The sequence below is a fragment of the Williamwhitmania sp. genome (assembly GCA_035529935.1).
In the GTDB taxonomy this organism is placed as follows: domain Bacteria; phylum Bacteroidota; class Bacteroidia; order Bacteroidales; family Williamwhitmaniaceae; genus Williamwhitmania.
This window is the reverse complement of sequence record DATKVT010000200.1, coordinates 1-14,474: the sequence shown is the minus strand read 5'-3', so window position 1 is coordinate 14,474 and position 14,474 is coordinate 1. Positions and strand designations below refer to the sequence as shown.

General features: G+C 42.4%; 14 protein-coding genes. 9 read left to right on the top strand and 5 right to left on the bottom strand.

The genetic code is table 11. The features are described from left to right. A partial coding sequence (locus tag VMW01_15525; GenBank protein ID HUW07658.1) for a transposase occupies positions 1 to 210 on the bottom strand: 210 nt, incomplete at its 3' end. A 342-nt stretch (positions 211 to 552) separates the two neighbouring features. Between VMW01_15525 and VMW01_15520 the strand changes: the two genes are divergently transcribed. From VMW01_15520 to VMW01_15485, 8 genes are all read left to right on the top strand, one after another. Further along, positions 553 to 2,577, top strand: a complete 2,025-nt coding sequence (locus tag VMW01_15520) for a PAS domain-containing sensor histidine kinase (protein HUW07657.1) — start codon at positions 553 to 555, stop codon at positions 2,575 to 2,577. A 417-nt stretch (positions 2,578 to 2,994) separates the two neighbouring features. Next, complete coding sequence (locus tag VMW01_15515) at positions 2,995 to 4,044, top strand: hypothetical protein (GenBank protein HUW07656.1); 1,050 nt, start codon at positions 2,995 to 2,997, stop codon at positions 4,042 to 4,044. 92 nt (positions 4,045 to 4,136) lie between these two features. Beyond that, complete coding sequence (locus tag VMW01_15510; GenBank protein HUW07655.1) at positions 4,137 to 5,426, top strand: DUF4010 domain-containing protein; 1,290 nt, start codon at positions 4,137 to 4,139, stop codon at positions 5,424 to 5,426. A gap of 345 nt (positions 5,427 to 5,771) precedes the next feature. Then, entirely contained in the window at positions 5,772 to 7,028 is a 1,257-nt protein-coding gene (locus VMW01_15505) for a hypothetical protein (protein ID HUW07654.1), read from the top strand. A 105-nt stretch (positions 7,029 to 7,133) separates the two neighbouring features. Continuing rightward, positions 7,134 to 8,246, top strand: a complete 1,113-nt coding sequence (locus VMW01_15500) for a porin family protein (protein HUW07653.1) — start codon at positions 7,134 to 7,136, stop codon at positions 8,244 to 8,246. Positions 8,247 to 8,248: 2 nt separating this feature from the next. After that, complete coding sequence (locus VMW01_15495; GenBank protein ID HUW07652.1) at positions 8,249 to 8,644, top strand: hypothetical protein; 396 nt, start codon at positions 8,249 to 8,251, stop codon at positions 8,642 to 8,644. 258 nt (positions 8,645 to 8,902) lie between these two features. After that, positions 8,903 to 9,442: a hypothetical protein gene (locus tag VMW01_15490; protein HUW07651.1), complete on the top strand. Its 540-nt coding sequence runs from the start codon at positions 8,903 to 8,905 to the stop codon at positions 9,440 to 9,442. A gap of 57 nt (positions 9,443 to 9,499) precedes the next feature. Continuing rightward, complete coding sequence (locus VMW01_15485) at positions 9,500 to 10,408, top strand: hypothetical protein (protein HUW07650.1); 909 nt, start codon at positions 9,500 to 9,502, stop codon at positions 10,406 to 10,408. A gap of 13 nt (positions 10,409 to 10,421) precedes the next feature. Here VMW01_15485 and VMW01_15480 read toward each other — a convergent pair whose 3' ends face one another. From VMW01_15480 to VMW01_15470, 3 genes are all read right to left on the bottom strand, one after another. After that, positions 10,422 to 10,943: a hypothetical protein gene (locus VMW01_15480; protein HUW07649.1), complete on the bottom strand. Its 522-nt coding sequence runs from the start codon at positions 10,941 to 10,943 to the stop codon at positions 10,422 to 10,424. 6 nt (positions 10,944 to 10,949) lie between these two features. Then, entirely contained in the window at positions 10,950 to 11,675 is a 726-nt protein-coding gene (locus tag VMW01_15475) for a hypothetical protein (GenBank protein ID HUW07648.1), read from the bottom strand. Between the two features lie 83 nt (positions 11,676 to 11,758). Beyond that, positions 11,759 to 12,346, bottom strand: coding sequence for a Crp/Fnr family transcriptional regulator (locus VMW01_15470; GenBank protein HUW07647.1), 588 nt, complete (start codon positions 12,344 to 12,346; stop codon positions 11,759 to 11,761). Positions 12,347 to 12,649: 303 nt separating this feature from the next. Between VMW01_15470 and VMW01_15465 the strand changes: the two genes are divergently transcribed. Further along, positions 12,650 to 13,045 carry an endonuclease domain-containing protein gene (locus VMW01_15465; protein HUW07646.1) on the top strand — a complete coding sequence of 132 codons (396 nt, stop codon included), beginning with the start codon at positions 12,650 to 12,652 and terminating at the stop codon, positions 13,043 to 13,045. Positions 13,046 to 13,615: 570 nt separating this feature from the next. Here VMW01_15465 and VMW01_15460 read toward each other — a convergent pair. Further along, positions 13,616 to 14,215: a hypothetical protein gene (locus VMW01_15460; GenBank protein HUW07645.1), complete on the bottom strand. Its 600-nt coding sequence runs from the start codon at positions 14,213 to 14,215 to the stop codon at positions 13,616 to 13,618. Positions 14,216 to 14,474 lie beyond the last annotated feature (259 nt).

Sequence of the window (14,474 nt, the reverse complement as noted above, 5' to 3'; positions counted from 1 at the left end):
GCCGCTGAGGATGCCGTAGTAGCGGATCTTCACGAACCGGTGCGGCAGGATGTGCAGGCAGAAGCGGCGCAGGAACTCCACCCCGCCGAGCGTAACCGGCTTCTGCCTGGCCCCGTCGCGGTAGTCCTTGTGCAGGAAGGTCACCCCCTCCCGATCGATGCGCAGGATGCGGTGGTTGCTGATGGCTACCCGGTGGGTGTACTGACGCATCCTAAAACAGGCTACACAACACGTAGCAACTATGTATAAAAATGATAGTGTTGAAAGACGCTCCAGTGAGAGGCCCTGCTCTCATTTTTACCAAACCCGCCCTAGCATTGATCAATATCATCGATTGGTCCGGTGCAGTGAACCATTAATGGGCTACATTCACCAAACTGCGATTGGTCTTTTTTTGGTAAGCAATCAGTTGTTTATCTTGGTCATAACTTAAAGAAGTGCTTGGAATATCGGTCGCATTTAGATAGGGCTATGGTGAATCGAGTCCATTGAATGTAGAGGGACTATTAGGATGATCTCCATTTGTGCGTTGAGAGGGTTAATTGGAGTAAAATGGCTAAAAGTAGAATTGGTATAGCCTATAGCTACCTTGCAGCAGAGGATAAGATTCTCTCCCTGGAGAATCGGCTCTATCTTTCAGCCATTGTGCTGGCAATCGTGATTAGCGTTGTAGCCACCAGCATCGTATTAGTTATTTCACCCTCCACCGTTGCCCTTGTAACCAACCTTGTACTGCTTGGCTCCCTTCTCACCATATACTGGTTTGCCCGATTTAGGGACATCATGGAACCCCTTAAAATTCCAATAGTTGTAGTCTCCTTTTTGGGCATTTTTACCATATGGGTGTTTGATGGTGGTATTAATAGTCCAGACATGATGATTGCCTTGGTGGTTCTGATGCTGGCGCTACTTATTGTCCCTTATAGGGTAAAGAAATATGTTATTTCGTTGTTTATTGCGCTGATCGTTGTTGTTTATCTCATTCAACTTTTAAGACCGGACTTAATTGTTAAAATTCCTTCTGAAACATTTCATTGGTTCGATAATTTTTTAACCGCCCTATACTCATCATTATTTATTTTTCTGATTATTCGTTTTGTCCACAGGCACTATACCAACGAAAGGCAGCGTGCCGAGGTGCTTTTATCAAAATTTCGAAGCTACGTTGAAAGTGCTCCTGATGGGGTTTTTGTGATAAACGCTGCTGGCTTTTATGTCGATGTTAACATGGCTGCATGTGAACTATTAGGATATTCGCGCGAAGAGATTCTAACCATGCATGCCTCTCAAATGTCCATTCAAGAGAACTCCAGAGGATTTAAGGTGGCGATTTTCGCCTTACAAACCACCGGCAAATACTCCCGCGAGCTCACTCTTCTAAGAAAAGATGGCTCCACTTTCACGGGCGAGTTGAGTGCGGTAAAAATTGATGAAAACCAATATTTAGGTTTTGTTAAGGACGTAACCGAGCAGAAGCAGGCCGAGAGAGAGATTACAATGCTTGCAAACGCGCTGAAAAGTATTTCTGACTGTGTGAGCATCACCGATACGGAGAACAATATCATATTTGTAAATGAGTCCTTCATAAAGACTTATGGCTATACCGAGGACGAGCTGGAGGGAAAGCATATTTCCATGATTACCTCGCCTAACAACAGTAGCACCATTGTGGACGAGATTTTGGTTGCCACTCTAAGTGGCGGATGGAAGGGGGAGCTATTGAATGTAAGAAAAGATGGCAGTGAGTTCACCGTTAGCCTCTCAACATCTATTGTTTATGATGAGAACTACGCCCCAATTGCTTTAATTGGTGTTTCATCCGATATTACCAAACTTAAACAGGAGCAAGATGAGCTGGTCAACCTAAACAACCAGTTGAGGGAGCTAAATGCAGACAAGGATCGCTTTTTGTCCATTCTTGCGCACGATTTAAAAACTCCGTTTAATTCACTAATTGGGTTCTCCGAATTATTACTCAACAATATTGACAACTACGATAAGTACACGATTAAGTCTCAGGTGAAAATTATTAACGAAACGGCAAAAAGCACGTTTGGCTTACTGGAAGATACCTTACTATGGGCACGAGCGCAATCGGGGAAGCTGCCGTTTAATCCGCAAAAGGTGAACTTCTTGGACATTTGCAGTGAGGTTGTTGAAAGTTTAAAGCGGGCGGCTGATGCTAAAAACATTAATATCAAGCAGTTTGCTGAGGAGAATTTTACCCTTTTTGCTGATGTTGAGATGCTTAAAACAGTCCTGCGCAACCTTATTTCTAATGCCATAAAATTTACAAATTCCGGAGGCGATATTACCCTTTATGCAGTTAGTAGTGGGGGAGAGGTGGTTATCAACGTATCCGACAATGGAGTTGGAATTAAACCTGCTGAGATTGCAAATCTATTTGATACTTCAACATTTAGCTCAACCACGGGAACTGCAGGTGAGAAAGGCACAGGGCTTGGGCTGTTGCTGTGTAAAGATTTTGTGGAGAAGAATAGTGGGCATATTTGGGTTGAAAGTGAAGAGGGGAGAGGAACAATATTTAAATTCACCATGCCTTTAGTTTCGAATTAGCTGGATGAAGAAAGAAATTTGTGCGCGTATGGTTTTGTTCATGCAACCATGTGCTGGCACAACCGACTGAAATTTCAATCTGAACAAGCACCAATAGAATTCGGCAATAAGGACTTGAAGAAGGTCGGGTTTTCGAGGACAGAAGAGGAGAAAAAGTATCAGCCCTACATCGTGGGCGTAGGAGTCTCAATTTCAATCTCAAGAAAATCAACTTCTGTTTAGGTTGTTCCAATAAAATGTTTCATGGAAGATTCCTTTTGGCAATAATCTGTTTTTCAATTTTTGGATAATCAGCAAATTTTATTTAGGTTTACTTAGTTAATGGCGAGCGCCGTATAAGTTGAAATAAACTCCAATCAACACTATACAAGGGAGCAACTGTTAATTTATAAATTGAAATTATCTAAACTAAATCAAATGAAGCGCAGGGGATTACTTATTTTAGGATTCGTTTTCATAACGGGCATATTAGCTGCTCAAAAAAATTTTCGACCAGGATATGTAATAAAAGCAGCTGGCGATACATTGATTGGCGAGATTGATTATCGCGGTGATTTGTTGATGGGAAAGATATGTGGGTTTAAGACAAACGCCGCTGCCGATGAAGTAACATATACCCCAGCCGATATTGTTGGGTATCGATTTAATGATGGTAAATACTATGTTTCGAAAGAAGTTAATGGTAAGATGGTGTTTGTGGAGTACCTTGTTAAGGGCTATCTGAACCTATATTACCTAAGAGATGACAATGGAGACCACTACTTTTTGAGGAAGGGTGACACCGACCTAGTTGAAATTCCCTACGAAGAGGGAATTAGGGTAAAGGACGGTAAGGAGTATTTCTATAAATCAACAAAGCATATTGGAGTACTAAACTACTTTACCCAGGAGGTGCCTGAACTTCAATCACGGATTGCTAGCATGAGAACGCTTGATCATGATAATCTTAAAAAACTTGTCGAGAATTATAATAACAAGGTTGGTAAAGACCAAGCATGCATTGTATTTGAGAAGGTGAGGCCATCCTTGAAGGTTGAACTTGAGGTCTTAGGAGGCGTTGCTAGCTATACCAGTGATCTTAATTTGAGCAACAAGAATTATTTTCAGATGGGCGTTATTGGTCATTTTTGGATGCCTCGAACAAGCGAGAAAATATACTGCAGAACTGGGATAATTTGGTCGCATGTTGATGAAATCAATCTGGGATCTAGAATACTTTATTATATTCCCGTTCAGCTAGAGTACGTGTATCCAAAGGGAATAGTAAGACCGAGATTTGCTTTCGGATTTACATTCTCTCCCGAAGTGCAGTCCTTCTCGTATATGGGGGGAGTCGATATTAAGCTGCATAAATCCGTTTCTCTAGGACTAAGCGTTGACGTGAATATTAAACCTAATGATTTCTTTGTAATATCTGATAATATACGATCGCTATCGGTAATGTGTGGATTAGCAATCAAGTTGTGATGCAAGGATTGAACCCTACACTTCATTTCTATTTTTTCGATATATTTATAGCTGTCGAAAAGAATAGGCTTTTCAACTAACCTACTAACCCAATGGGAGCTGCCGCTGAAATATTTGACCATATCCCTGCCGACATTATAAAGTTTGTGCTGGTAACCCTATTCTCGCTTCTAATTGGGTTGGAGCAGCGTCGCCACCACATAGAGGAGGAGATGGAGAGCCTCTTTGGCACCGATAGAACCTTTACCGTAATAGGGATTCTAGGTTTCATACTCTACATTATCAGCCCCCAAAACTTAACGCCCTTTCTTGGCGGTGGTGGGGTAATTGCCCTGCTGCTTGGCATTTTCTACTACCAGAAAATTCAAATTAAGAAGCAATTCGGATTTACCTCCCTCGTGATTGCGCTAATCACCTACTGCCTTGCGCCTTTAATGTATACGCAACCCGCTTGGATGGTAATCCTAGTTGTAGTATTGGTGCTTATCATCACAGAAATAAAGGAGACGCTCTTTAAGTTTTCAAAGAAGTTCGATAATGGTGAGTTCATCACGCTGGCCAAGTTTTTGGTGGTTGCGGGTGTAATTCTTCCGCTGCTGCCCGATACGCCCATATCAGCCGAAATCAACATTTCGCCCTACAAGTTCTGGCTAGCCATAGTAGCCGTGTCGGCCATATCCTACTTCAGCTACCTGCTCAAGAAGTTCGTGTTCCCCGATTCGGGAATAATTCTTACCGGAATATTGGGCGGGCTATACAGCAGCACAGCTACAACCATTATTCTCGCCCGAAAGAGCAAGGAGATGCCCGAGAGCAACAAGCTGGTTGCTGCCATTATTTTGGCCACCACCATGATGTATCTGCGCATATTCCTGCTTGCCCTATTTTTCAACAAGGATATTGCGATTAAGTTGGCTCCCTCGTTTGCCATTTTTATTATCGCCTCCGCTCTTATCGCCATCTTCTTTTTAAAGTTTCATCGTGGCAAGCCGAAGCCGGAAGGGGAGGCTATAACCCTCAAATCGCAAACTAACCCGCTGGAGTTTAAAACGGCGCTGGTGTTTGCAGCCCTTTTCATCTTTTTTGGGACAATTACCGGGATTATCAACAAGAATTTTGGAACGGGTGGTATCAACGTGCTTTCCTTTGTGGTTGGGGTAACCGACATCGATCCATTTATTCTAAACCTCTTCCAAAGCAAGTGGAATATAGATAGTGCTGTTTTAGTTATGGCGGTGCTAAATGCCATAACTAGCAACAACCTGTTAAAAATGGTGTATGGATTGTCTTTTGGCGATAGGTCAATCCGTAAGCCGTTGATTGCTGGATTTAGCGTGCTAATTGTGCTGGGTTTGATATTATCTTTTGTGATTCACTTATAGAAATAATCCACCGGGTTGGGCGTGTTGGCAGAGGAGAAATCTCGTTGAGTAAGATATGCTTAGGGTTAGCTATATATTTCGGAATATTATTGAGTTAAACTTTTGACTTTGCAGCCGTTGTTAAGTTGTGCATAGCATAATTACAATCGAAATTCTTCACAATTTTTTTTCTTTTGCTTAGTTGATAGATATCATTTATTCCAACTCGTTGTTTGTTAGGCTGGTGCATTACAAATAAATTTTTATTGCAGTTTTCTCCTATTCTGTATAGGAATAAAAAATAATCTTATTTAGATTTGTATTACCGATAACGAAATTTCGAAAAGAGTTGATAAAATTATAAACATGAAAACAAAGATTACTGAGAAGAGAACTCTGCTTACTATTTTATTTCTTTTAATGTTCCAAGCAATCTTTAGCCAGGAGAACTACATTGCAGGATATATTGTATCGTTTAAAGGTGATACACTGCACGGTTTTATTGATTATCGTAATTGGGAGAAGAATCCAAAAAAAATATCCTTCAAGGAAAAGCTGACGGACGATAAGGTAGTGTTCTTTCCTACAGAAATTAAGGCATTTAGTGTTCTCGATGAAATTTATGAAAGTGCCATAATAAAGACAGAGGTCAGCCCTTTTAAAACAAATGATCTCGAATACAACAATGAGGTAAAATTTGAAAATGATACAACATTCTTGCAGGCGATTTTAAAGGGCAAAAAAAGTTTGTATACCTACACTAACAGGCTGGGTGAACAACAGTTCTATATTAAAAGTGGTTCATCCTACGAATTGTTAGTTTACAAGCGGTATTTGAAGGAAGATCATGATCAAACTATTGTTTCTGAAAACAACAAGTATCTGGGTCAGCTCTCTTTTTACCTTAACGATTGCCCTTCGGTTATGTCTAAATTGTCCTCTGTTAAGTACAATCTGAGGAGTATAGAAAACCTATTTCTCTTCTACAATAAATGCACTAATTCTGGGATTGATTTTCAGAAGAAAACAGAAAAGGGATCAATGAAAGTTAGTGTAGTCGCTGGGATATCAACAACATCATTGAAATTTGAAAGTGGCGATAATCGAGTATTCATCCGTGTTGTAAATGCTGATATGAGTAATTCTGTAAACGTCACGGGAGGATTATCCTTCAATTATGTTCTTCCACGAAACCTGAAAAAGTGGTCTATAGCCAGTAAGTTATTGTATACAAAATTTAAGTTTAGTGATTATGTGAAGGAGAATAGTTACTCCACCACATACGTATCTCTTGGGTTTTCCTATATCAAAATGCTCAATATGGCACGATATAACTATGCTGTTGGAGATTTTACTATTTTTTGTAACGCAGGTATTTCTTTTGGATTTGCAGCTACTTCTACTAACTATAAAAGAATTGAGTCAGAGTTGTATGGCGAAGAAATTGGGAAAGCATTAGACGATGTAAGAAAATATGAGTTTGGTTATGTGGTTGGCCTAGGAACTGATTTTCGCCGATATTCTTTTGAAGTTGTGCGGGAAACTGGAAATGGTATTTCCGAATATGAGTTGCTTTCTTCACTATCAACCAGATACTATTTCTTATTAGGTTATCGATTCTAATATAGACCTCAATTGTTAAGAAACATTGGAGGTGAAACCAAGAATTATTTTTTAATGAGAAATTTATCCGTTACAAAACATATGCAATTTTCAAATAGCTAGCTTATGATGAAGTGTTGGTATATAATAGCATTGTTTTTTATACTTCCTTTTACCACCAGTGGGCAGAACGAGTATTATTTTAAGGACAGCTCCTTTTCAACTGGGAAAAATCTGATTGGTGGGTACCATACTTCCGAGTTGGTCCAGATCAAGGTTGGGGATCACCTCGTTCCGTATTCGCCCAATCAAATAAAAGAATTTGGGTGTAAGAATGGACGCGTATATATTTCAAAGAGTGTACCGAATGGTGATTCTACGCACCGGGTTTTTATGGAGCGCTTGGGGAAGCCCGGTTTGACGATGTATTACTATAAACAGGGTTGGAGAAGGCACTTTTTCATTGAAAAAGACAGCATCTCTACTTTTGAACTACCGCGGCGCTCCCAGCAGAACCAGCGTTTTAACAAACAGCTGGTCGAGTTAATGTCGGGCTGTCCAATGGCGGCGAATGCTGCCAAGCTTGTTCGCTACAGCAGGAACTCTATGGCAAAGTTAATCTCGCGCTATAACGGATGTGTATCCAAACCTTTTCCCTATTTTCGATATGGTATTACAGTTGGCTATGAGCTGGTAAAGCAGGTTCCTTTGCAGCAGATGGCTGACTTGAATCTGCTCAACTTTAGCTACGAGGGAGGATTTATAGTTGGTGTGTTTCTTGATGAGCCAATTCGCACAAGTGACTTTTCGTTTCATCCGGAGGCATACTTTTCACAACAGCGGATATCGAGAACCGGGGTGTTTGGCAACATGGATGTTGATTATATTTCCACTTTATCCGGCATTAAGATGCCGTTGCTTTTACGGTATGCATACCCTTCAAACAAAATACGCCCCTTTGCAAATGCAGGAGGCATATTCTCGTATAACATTCAAAATATTAACCATTTATACGAGTCTACAATTATAAATAACAGGGTAAATATTGCTGATCTTGGCCCATATCCGCTAGTTGATAAAATGCAATTTGGATATTCATTTGGAGGAGGGGTGGAGTATAGGCTCAGCTACCGACGGTCCATCTTCTTGGAGGTGCGCTACAGTTCCGTTTTGGGTCTAGCTCATCCATCTTCGATGAGCGATTCTGAGATTACCTTTCTTTTCGAAATAAACATATAGCCATGAGATACTGCTCTTTTATTATCCTTCTCGCCATTTCCTTTCTACAAATAGGTTGTGAGAAGGACGCTGTGGTTCAACCTAAAGATTACCCTTTTGTAGTTATCGATAAGCTCGATGTAATGCCAAATAAGTATGTGGCGTTCCATGCTAATATTGCATATAAGGATAGTCTTGAAATCATCGATCATGGGTTTGTTATTGTGGATGTATGGCATCACAATGACCCTTCTAAATTTCACTATGTGTCTTTGGGTATACTGGCAAAAAATCTTACTGGGTTCAACGATACTATTTACTCCGGTCTTGAAGGAGGGATGAAGTATTATTTAAGAGCGTACACAAAAAATGCACGTTACACAGTTTATAGCAACGAGGTTTTTTTTGCTAATAAATAATAAATGGTATTTTGGTTATAAAAGCTAACTTGAAATATAAATAACAAAATGGCAGTCTTGAGTACTAAATTGTAGTAATAAAAAAGCAGATAAATCTTTCTCTTAAAATACAAGGGCCAAACTACTGTTAGTTTGGCCTTTTGCAATATTTCAATTAAAACTTTCTTGTAAAGAGGGGACTATAAGTTAAGGGACCCATTTCCAATTTTGCCACCTAGTTGCAATTATCTATATTGCTCATCAAAAGCAGTAAGTACCATGGCAAATAGCGCGAAATTATTCATTGCCACCATAGCATTTGTGGCATTTAGTTCTGTTCTGCAGGCTCAGCACACTGCTTTGGGTGGAGAGGTAATCTACAATATTCAGACCTCGAGTTACGGTGCAGGACTGAGGGTTGAGCTGCCCTATAAGTATTTTAGCATAGTGCCGCAGGTAGCTTACTATCCGGCCTTCAACAAGGTAACGGAGTTCTACGCTGGTGCCAGCCTTCACTTGAATGTAATTAAAGCAAAGCAGTGGACCGGCTACGGTATTCTGCACGGTGGTTACAATGGCTGGATTAACTACCAAAATAGTGCTGTAAAAAACGCCAAGTTCTCCAACTGGGATGCTGAAGCGGGGGCCGGTATAAAGCTAAACCGCTGCCTTTACCCGTTTCTGGAATGTAGGTACAACGTTAAGTGGCGGGAGGCCAACCTGCGGTTGGGCATTGCCTACACCTTTGGATGCAAGAGCAAGGGCGGCGGCGGTTCCGGTTGTCCAGCCTACGGCGAGCCGCTACACCGTAGGCGGTAGCATGTTATTTTAGGAGAAGTGTTAATTTTGAAATACAAAAAACTAAACAATACGACGATGCAAACTTTGAAACATGTTAAGGTGCTTTTGGCAATTGTTGCCATGGCTGGATTTGGAGTTTTTGCCAGCTGTTCCAAAGAGAGGGTGGAGCCAGAACAGAGCCAGAAGAACAGCTATGAATCGTCGACCGACTATTTTAACGCCAACAAGCCGGCGGAGCAGGACTTTGAGATTACCCAGGATGGACCCGGACCCATTGTTGGAAATATGGGAACCAAGGTTTGGGCGGCCAAGGAGAAGCTGATGTTTGCCAATGGCGATAGCGTGCACTACCCTTACACGGTAAAGTTGGTGGAGCTCTACACCCCCAAGGATATGATATATTACCAGATGCCTTCCACCTCCGGGTTAACCCTGCTGACCACCGCCGGCGAGGTTCGGGTTAGGGCATTTAAGGATAATCAGGAGTTGGTGCTGCGCCCAACCATGACATGGACAGTGGAAATACCTAACGCTGCACCCATAGCCAACATGCTGATATACTACGGAGCGGAGAGCGGTACAACAGTAAATTGGGTAGATACCCCTGCAGGTGGCTTTACAGCTACAGCATATGGCTACAGTGGCGATATAGCTCAGCTGGGCTGGGTGAGCTGTGGAAAGGCCACCTCGGCACCCGCAGCCGCAACCTACACCATTGGCTCCACTACCGACAACCTGGATAATGTTGCCAAGTTTCTCTACTTCCCCAACCTTAAGTGCTTAAAGCAGGTAACCTCACAAACGGCAAGCAACTTGCCCGTGGGTGAGAGCGTGAAAGTTATACTGATTGGCATTAGCTCGGGAACCCCTTACGTCTACAATTCAAACATTACGGTAGCGCAGGATTCAACTTTAGATGTAAGCCTTACCGCCTCATCCGATGCTGCGCTCACCAGCTTGCTCGATGGGTTGGGCGGGTTGTAATGTAGAACGTAGGTTAGAATTTGTAGCAATACCCAAGCGCGTAGTAGAGTGGCGAAACTTTGAACTCTCCAACGGTAGTTACAGCAACCAACTTACTTTCGTAGTATTGCCTGTAATCGCGAGTTCCATAGGTGTAACCGCATTCCAGAAGGAGACCATGGTGATGATTTTTCCCCAACTGAAGTTCTACACCCCCCAACGCACCCAGGTAGGGTGTGGCAGCTTTGTATAGATGGTTAACAGGAATATAAATACCCGTGTTTAGCGCAGCGTAGAAGTTCAATCGGTTAGTTGAATACAGTGGAATGCCAACTTTTAGGCCACCTAACTTGTCGTCGAATTTGGCATTGACATCCTGATTGGCCACTCCAACGTAGGGTTCTACCCAAACTGGAATTTTATCACTTTGTAAGCGATAGCTTATGGTAACTTGGTTGTGCGAGAGTTGTAGCGCAATACGGTTGTTTGTTTGGGCCTGTCCAGTAAGTGAACTGCCAATGAATAGTCCTAGGATTAGTATTGTTGTAGTTTTCATGTCGCGCTATTTTACAATTTCTACCTTAATGTAGCTAACGATGCTCTTGGCGGTGGTGAGTTTATCCATATCGGTGTATAGATTGCCGCTGGAGCCATCGGGGCTACTGTGGCTAACGAGGGTGAGAAAGAGTGGAGTGGTGGCATTGGGATAAAGCGTACCGGAATAAACCACGGCGGGTTGACCGCTTCCCATTTTTCCCCCAGAATAGTTGGCGTTACCGGAAGAAGCGTTTTTGGGGAAGTTGTCGTTAAAATCCAGCGAGTGGTTAAACTCGGCCTTGATGACGACAGGGAGCGATAGTTCCTTCAACCTTACCTGAATTATTTTGTCGCCGGTTGGTGTTGCACCTGTAATACCGTCGGTGAGCGGCTGGGACTTGGTTGGGAGCATCAGCCCGTCGGGGTAAACAATACCTCGCTTATGGCACCAGTATGGCAGCGCTTCCTTGCGCCGATTGCCTCCATTGCTTACCCAGCCTTCGGTGGCAATTTTGTAGGTGGCAAAAATGGTGGTGAGGTAGTTTCCGGCTGTGTCTTCTATCCAAATGGCAAACTGGGGAGGATTCTTTTTCGATATTCCCAGCAGAATCGGGAAATCGTGCAGCCAGTGTTCTCCCGTCTTTACTTCGATTCGGATGTCTCCTTGGGTAAAGTGTAGTTCCTCCTTTTGGCATGAGGCGCAGCTGCAGAGCATGGCCAGCGCGAGCAATGTAGATATGAACATTTTCATGGGACTCGAATTTTGTTTTCCGAATCGCAAAGTAAGGTTGCCGGTGAGGAGTGGCTCTTGACAAATGTCAAGAAATGGGAGTGTCAGCGGATTCGCTGGCGAATTCGGCTAAGGGTTTCGGGGGTTACGCCAAGGTAGGAGGCTATGTAATGAAGCGGAATTTGTTGGATAAATTCGGGATGCTCCTGCATTAGTGCAGCGTAGCGCTCTTCCGCATTGTAGTTTAGCAGGCTGAACAGATGCTTTTCGGAGGTTATGGCCACCTGCTCGGCCATCAGCCTTCCTATTCGCTCCACGCTGGGGTAACGATGGTAGAGTTCCATTAGCTGCTCATGACCAATGGTCAGCACCTCCATATCCTCCATGGCCTGCACGTAAACGGCTGATGGCTTACGGGTGATAAAGCTGGTGTAGGAGGTGGCAACGTTGGGTGCAAAGTAAAAGTCGCTGGTTACTTCCGTGCCGTTGGGCAGGTAGTGGTAAAAGCGGAAGTAGCCGTTGGCGCAAAACACAATACTCTGAGCTACCTCACCCGCCATCACCAGATGCTCCTTATGAACCAGTTTCCTATGCTCCATCGACTCCAGAAGTGCTTCAATACCCTCGTCGGGAGAGGGAACCAGCTGCAGCAAAAAGTTTAGCAGTAGTTGCGATAGATTATTGTTGGGCATGGTGATGTTTTTATGTATTCCTGCAATTTAGGAAAAGTATGGAAATGTTGAGATGCGGAAATCTACTAGTAACGTTATGCAGGAGTAACTTGGCGAAATTATCTGACCCCCACAACTCCCCCTATTAGGGGGAGCTCGCTCTATGGACCTTAAGGCTATTGTAACAAGCAGTAGGAGTGTTAGCACATTCCTTCCCTTGTTAGGGGAAGGCCAGGAAGGGGTCGTCTGGTCATTTTACATAGGTAGGTTAAGGATGCATTGTGATTTTGCCGTAACTTGAGCTTGAATGCAATGCGGAACGATATGAAATCATCATTTTCAATGTACTGCAACGCCACCGATTCTACCATAGCGATGGCTCGAGAGTTGAGGCAACGACCAACTGAGGCTGAAAAGATCTTATGGCAGGCACTTAGACAAAAACGGTTGGGCTATCGCTTTCGTCGGCAGCATCCAATCGACCGATTTATTGCAGATTTTTATTGTCATCCGTTGAGGCTAATTATTGAGGTGGATGGAGGTTACCATAACTCCCTTTCACAGCGGGAGCACGATGAGGATAGGAGTTACGAGATAATGCTTAACTACGATCTCAAGGTAATTCGCTTCACCAATGAGCAGGTCATGCAAGACTTATTACAGGTTGTGGCGCGAATTCAGTTGGAAATTGCAGGACGAGAGAGGTATATTATGACCTGACCCTCACAACCTCCCCCTATTAGGGAGAGCTCGCTCTATGGACCGTAAGGCTATTGTAACAAGCTGTAGGAGTGTTAGCACGTTCCTTCCCCTGTTAGGGGAAGGTCAGGATGGGGTCGTTTGGTATGGTGACCTGATCCTCACCACTCCCCCTATTAGGGGGAACTCGCTCTATGGACCGTAAGGTTATTGTAACAAGCTGTAGGAGTGTTAGCACATTCCTTCCCCTGCTAGGGGAAGGCTAGGAAGGTGTCATTTGGCATGGTGACCTGACCCCCACCAACCTCCCCTACAAGGGTGAGGCCCTCTCTATGCGAGGTTAGGTTATTGTAACAAGCTGTAGGAGTGTTAGCACATTCCTTCCCCTGTTAGGGGAAGGCCAGGATGGGGTCATATTTTATAAAAAAAAGTTTGCGTAAAGTGCTACGCTCCTCCGGTTGCTGTCGACCAACGATTTCCTTACCAAAAAAGAACTGGCACTTTACGCTTAGGCAAGTTACAAAAAGAAAAGTATTAGTTTCACGCAATTTACAGGAAATGCTTTTTTGCTAGGTATTTCTATGGCGCGGTTTAGTTGTTCTTAATTTTTATATAACTAGTAAAGGCATCATTAAGAATTTCAAAACAGAGTTTTACTAAATGTTTATATTCTGATTCTTTTTCTAGGGAAATAGCAAAGTATGTTGATTTAGAACCATTATTCGCATAATGCTTTCTTTGAACCATAAAACTTATAGTCATCTGTCTGTATTCATAAACAAAATTGTTTTCATCTTTAATTGAATTATTTAAGGAATACATGAACAATGCAGAGTTTAATAGAATATCTCTCGAAAATGGAATATCTATATTTCCTTGAATGTTTTCTATATTTTCAACACACTGAGTAAAAAATGAAGATATTTTGGAATTATTGCCAAACATTTCTGAAAGAATATCAAAGATTATTGGAATAAGTAGTTCATAGTTTCTGATATTTGAATTGCCTGGGAGCAGAAAACCTTTGTAATTAATATTGCCAGCATTTTTGAATTTAACGATATCCCTAGGGGTACAAATTTTTGCAGCGATGAAGCATTGAACTAAAAAATTGACATAGTTACTTAGCTGGTATTTGTAGGAGTCGACCTTAATATCCTTGGCAATGTTGGCTATATGAGAGTCAATCATTTTCTCAATTTCCTTGCTTAAGTCGAAGTTGAAAATCTTATTGCTGAAAAACTTATCAACATAGCCAGAGAAATCGACGCTGGAGCCATACCTATGGTGGAAAATATTTCTAATGTTTTCACTACTGTCCGACTAAATTTAGAATAACAGGTTTTTGACTCTGCACACCAATAAACACGGGCAGTATTCTTGTTGCGTAAAAGGCACCTCCTCAGAAAACAAATTTAATTTGAGCGTCTAAAGCTGGCGACCCCCGCTT

What these genes read in the sequence shown, in the direction of transcription:
- VMW01_15460 (HUW07645.1), bottom strand. Translation starts at nt 14,215, where the DNA reads ATGATTGACTCTCATATAGCCAACATTGCCAAGGATATTAAGGTCGAC.
- VMW01_15490 (HUW07651.1), top strand. Translation starts at nt 8,903, where the DNA reads ATGGCAAATAGCGCGAAATTATTCATTGCCACCATAGCATTTGTGGCA.
- VMW01_15510 (HUW07655.1), top strand. Translation starts at nt 4,137, where the DNA reads ATGGGAGCTGCCGCTGAAATATTTGACCATATCCCTGCCGACATTATA.
- VMW01_15495 (HUW07652.1), top strand. Translation starts at nt 8,249, where the DNA reads ATGAGATACTGCTCTTTTATTATCCTTCTCGCCATTTCCTTTCTACAA.
- VMW01_15500 (HUW07653.1), top strand. Translation starts at nt 7,134, where the DNA reads ATGATGAAGTGTTGGTATATAATAGCATTGTTTTTTATACTTCCTTTT.
- VMW01_15465 (HUW07646.1), top strand. Translation starts at nt 12,650, where the DNA reads ATGAAATCATCATTTTCAATGTACTGCAACGCCACCGATTCTACCATA.
- VMW01_15515 (HUW07656.1), top strand. Translation starts at nt 2,995, where the DNA reads ATGAAGCGCAGGGGATTACTTATTTTAGGATTCGTTTTCATAACGGGC.
- VMW01_15520 (HUW07657.1), top strand. Translation starts at nt 553, where the DNA reads ATGGCTAAAAGTAGAATTGGTATAGCCTATAGCTACCTTGCAGCAGAG.
- VMW01_15475 (HUW07648.1), bottom strand. Translation starts at nt 11,675, where the DNA reads ATGAAAATGTTCATATCTACATTGCTCGCGCTGGCCATGCTCTGCAGC.
- VMW01_15485 (HUW07650.1), top strand. Translation starts at nt 9,500, where the DNA reads ATGCAAACTTTGAAACATGTTAAGGTGCTTTTGGCAATTGTTGCCATG.
- VMW01_15480 (HUW07649.1), bottom strand. Translation starts at nt 10,943, where the DNA reads ATGAAAACTACAACAATACTAATCCTAGGACTATTCATTGGCAGTTCA.
- VMW01_15505 (HUW07654.1), top strand. Translation starts at nt 5,772, where the DNA reads ATGAAAACAAAGATTACTGAGAAGAGAACTCTGCTTACTATTTTATTT.
- VMW01_15470 (HUW07647.1), bottom strand. Translation starts at nt 12,346, where the DNA reads ATGCCCAACAATAATCTATCGCAACTACTGCTAAACTTTTTGCTGCAG.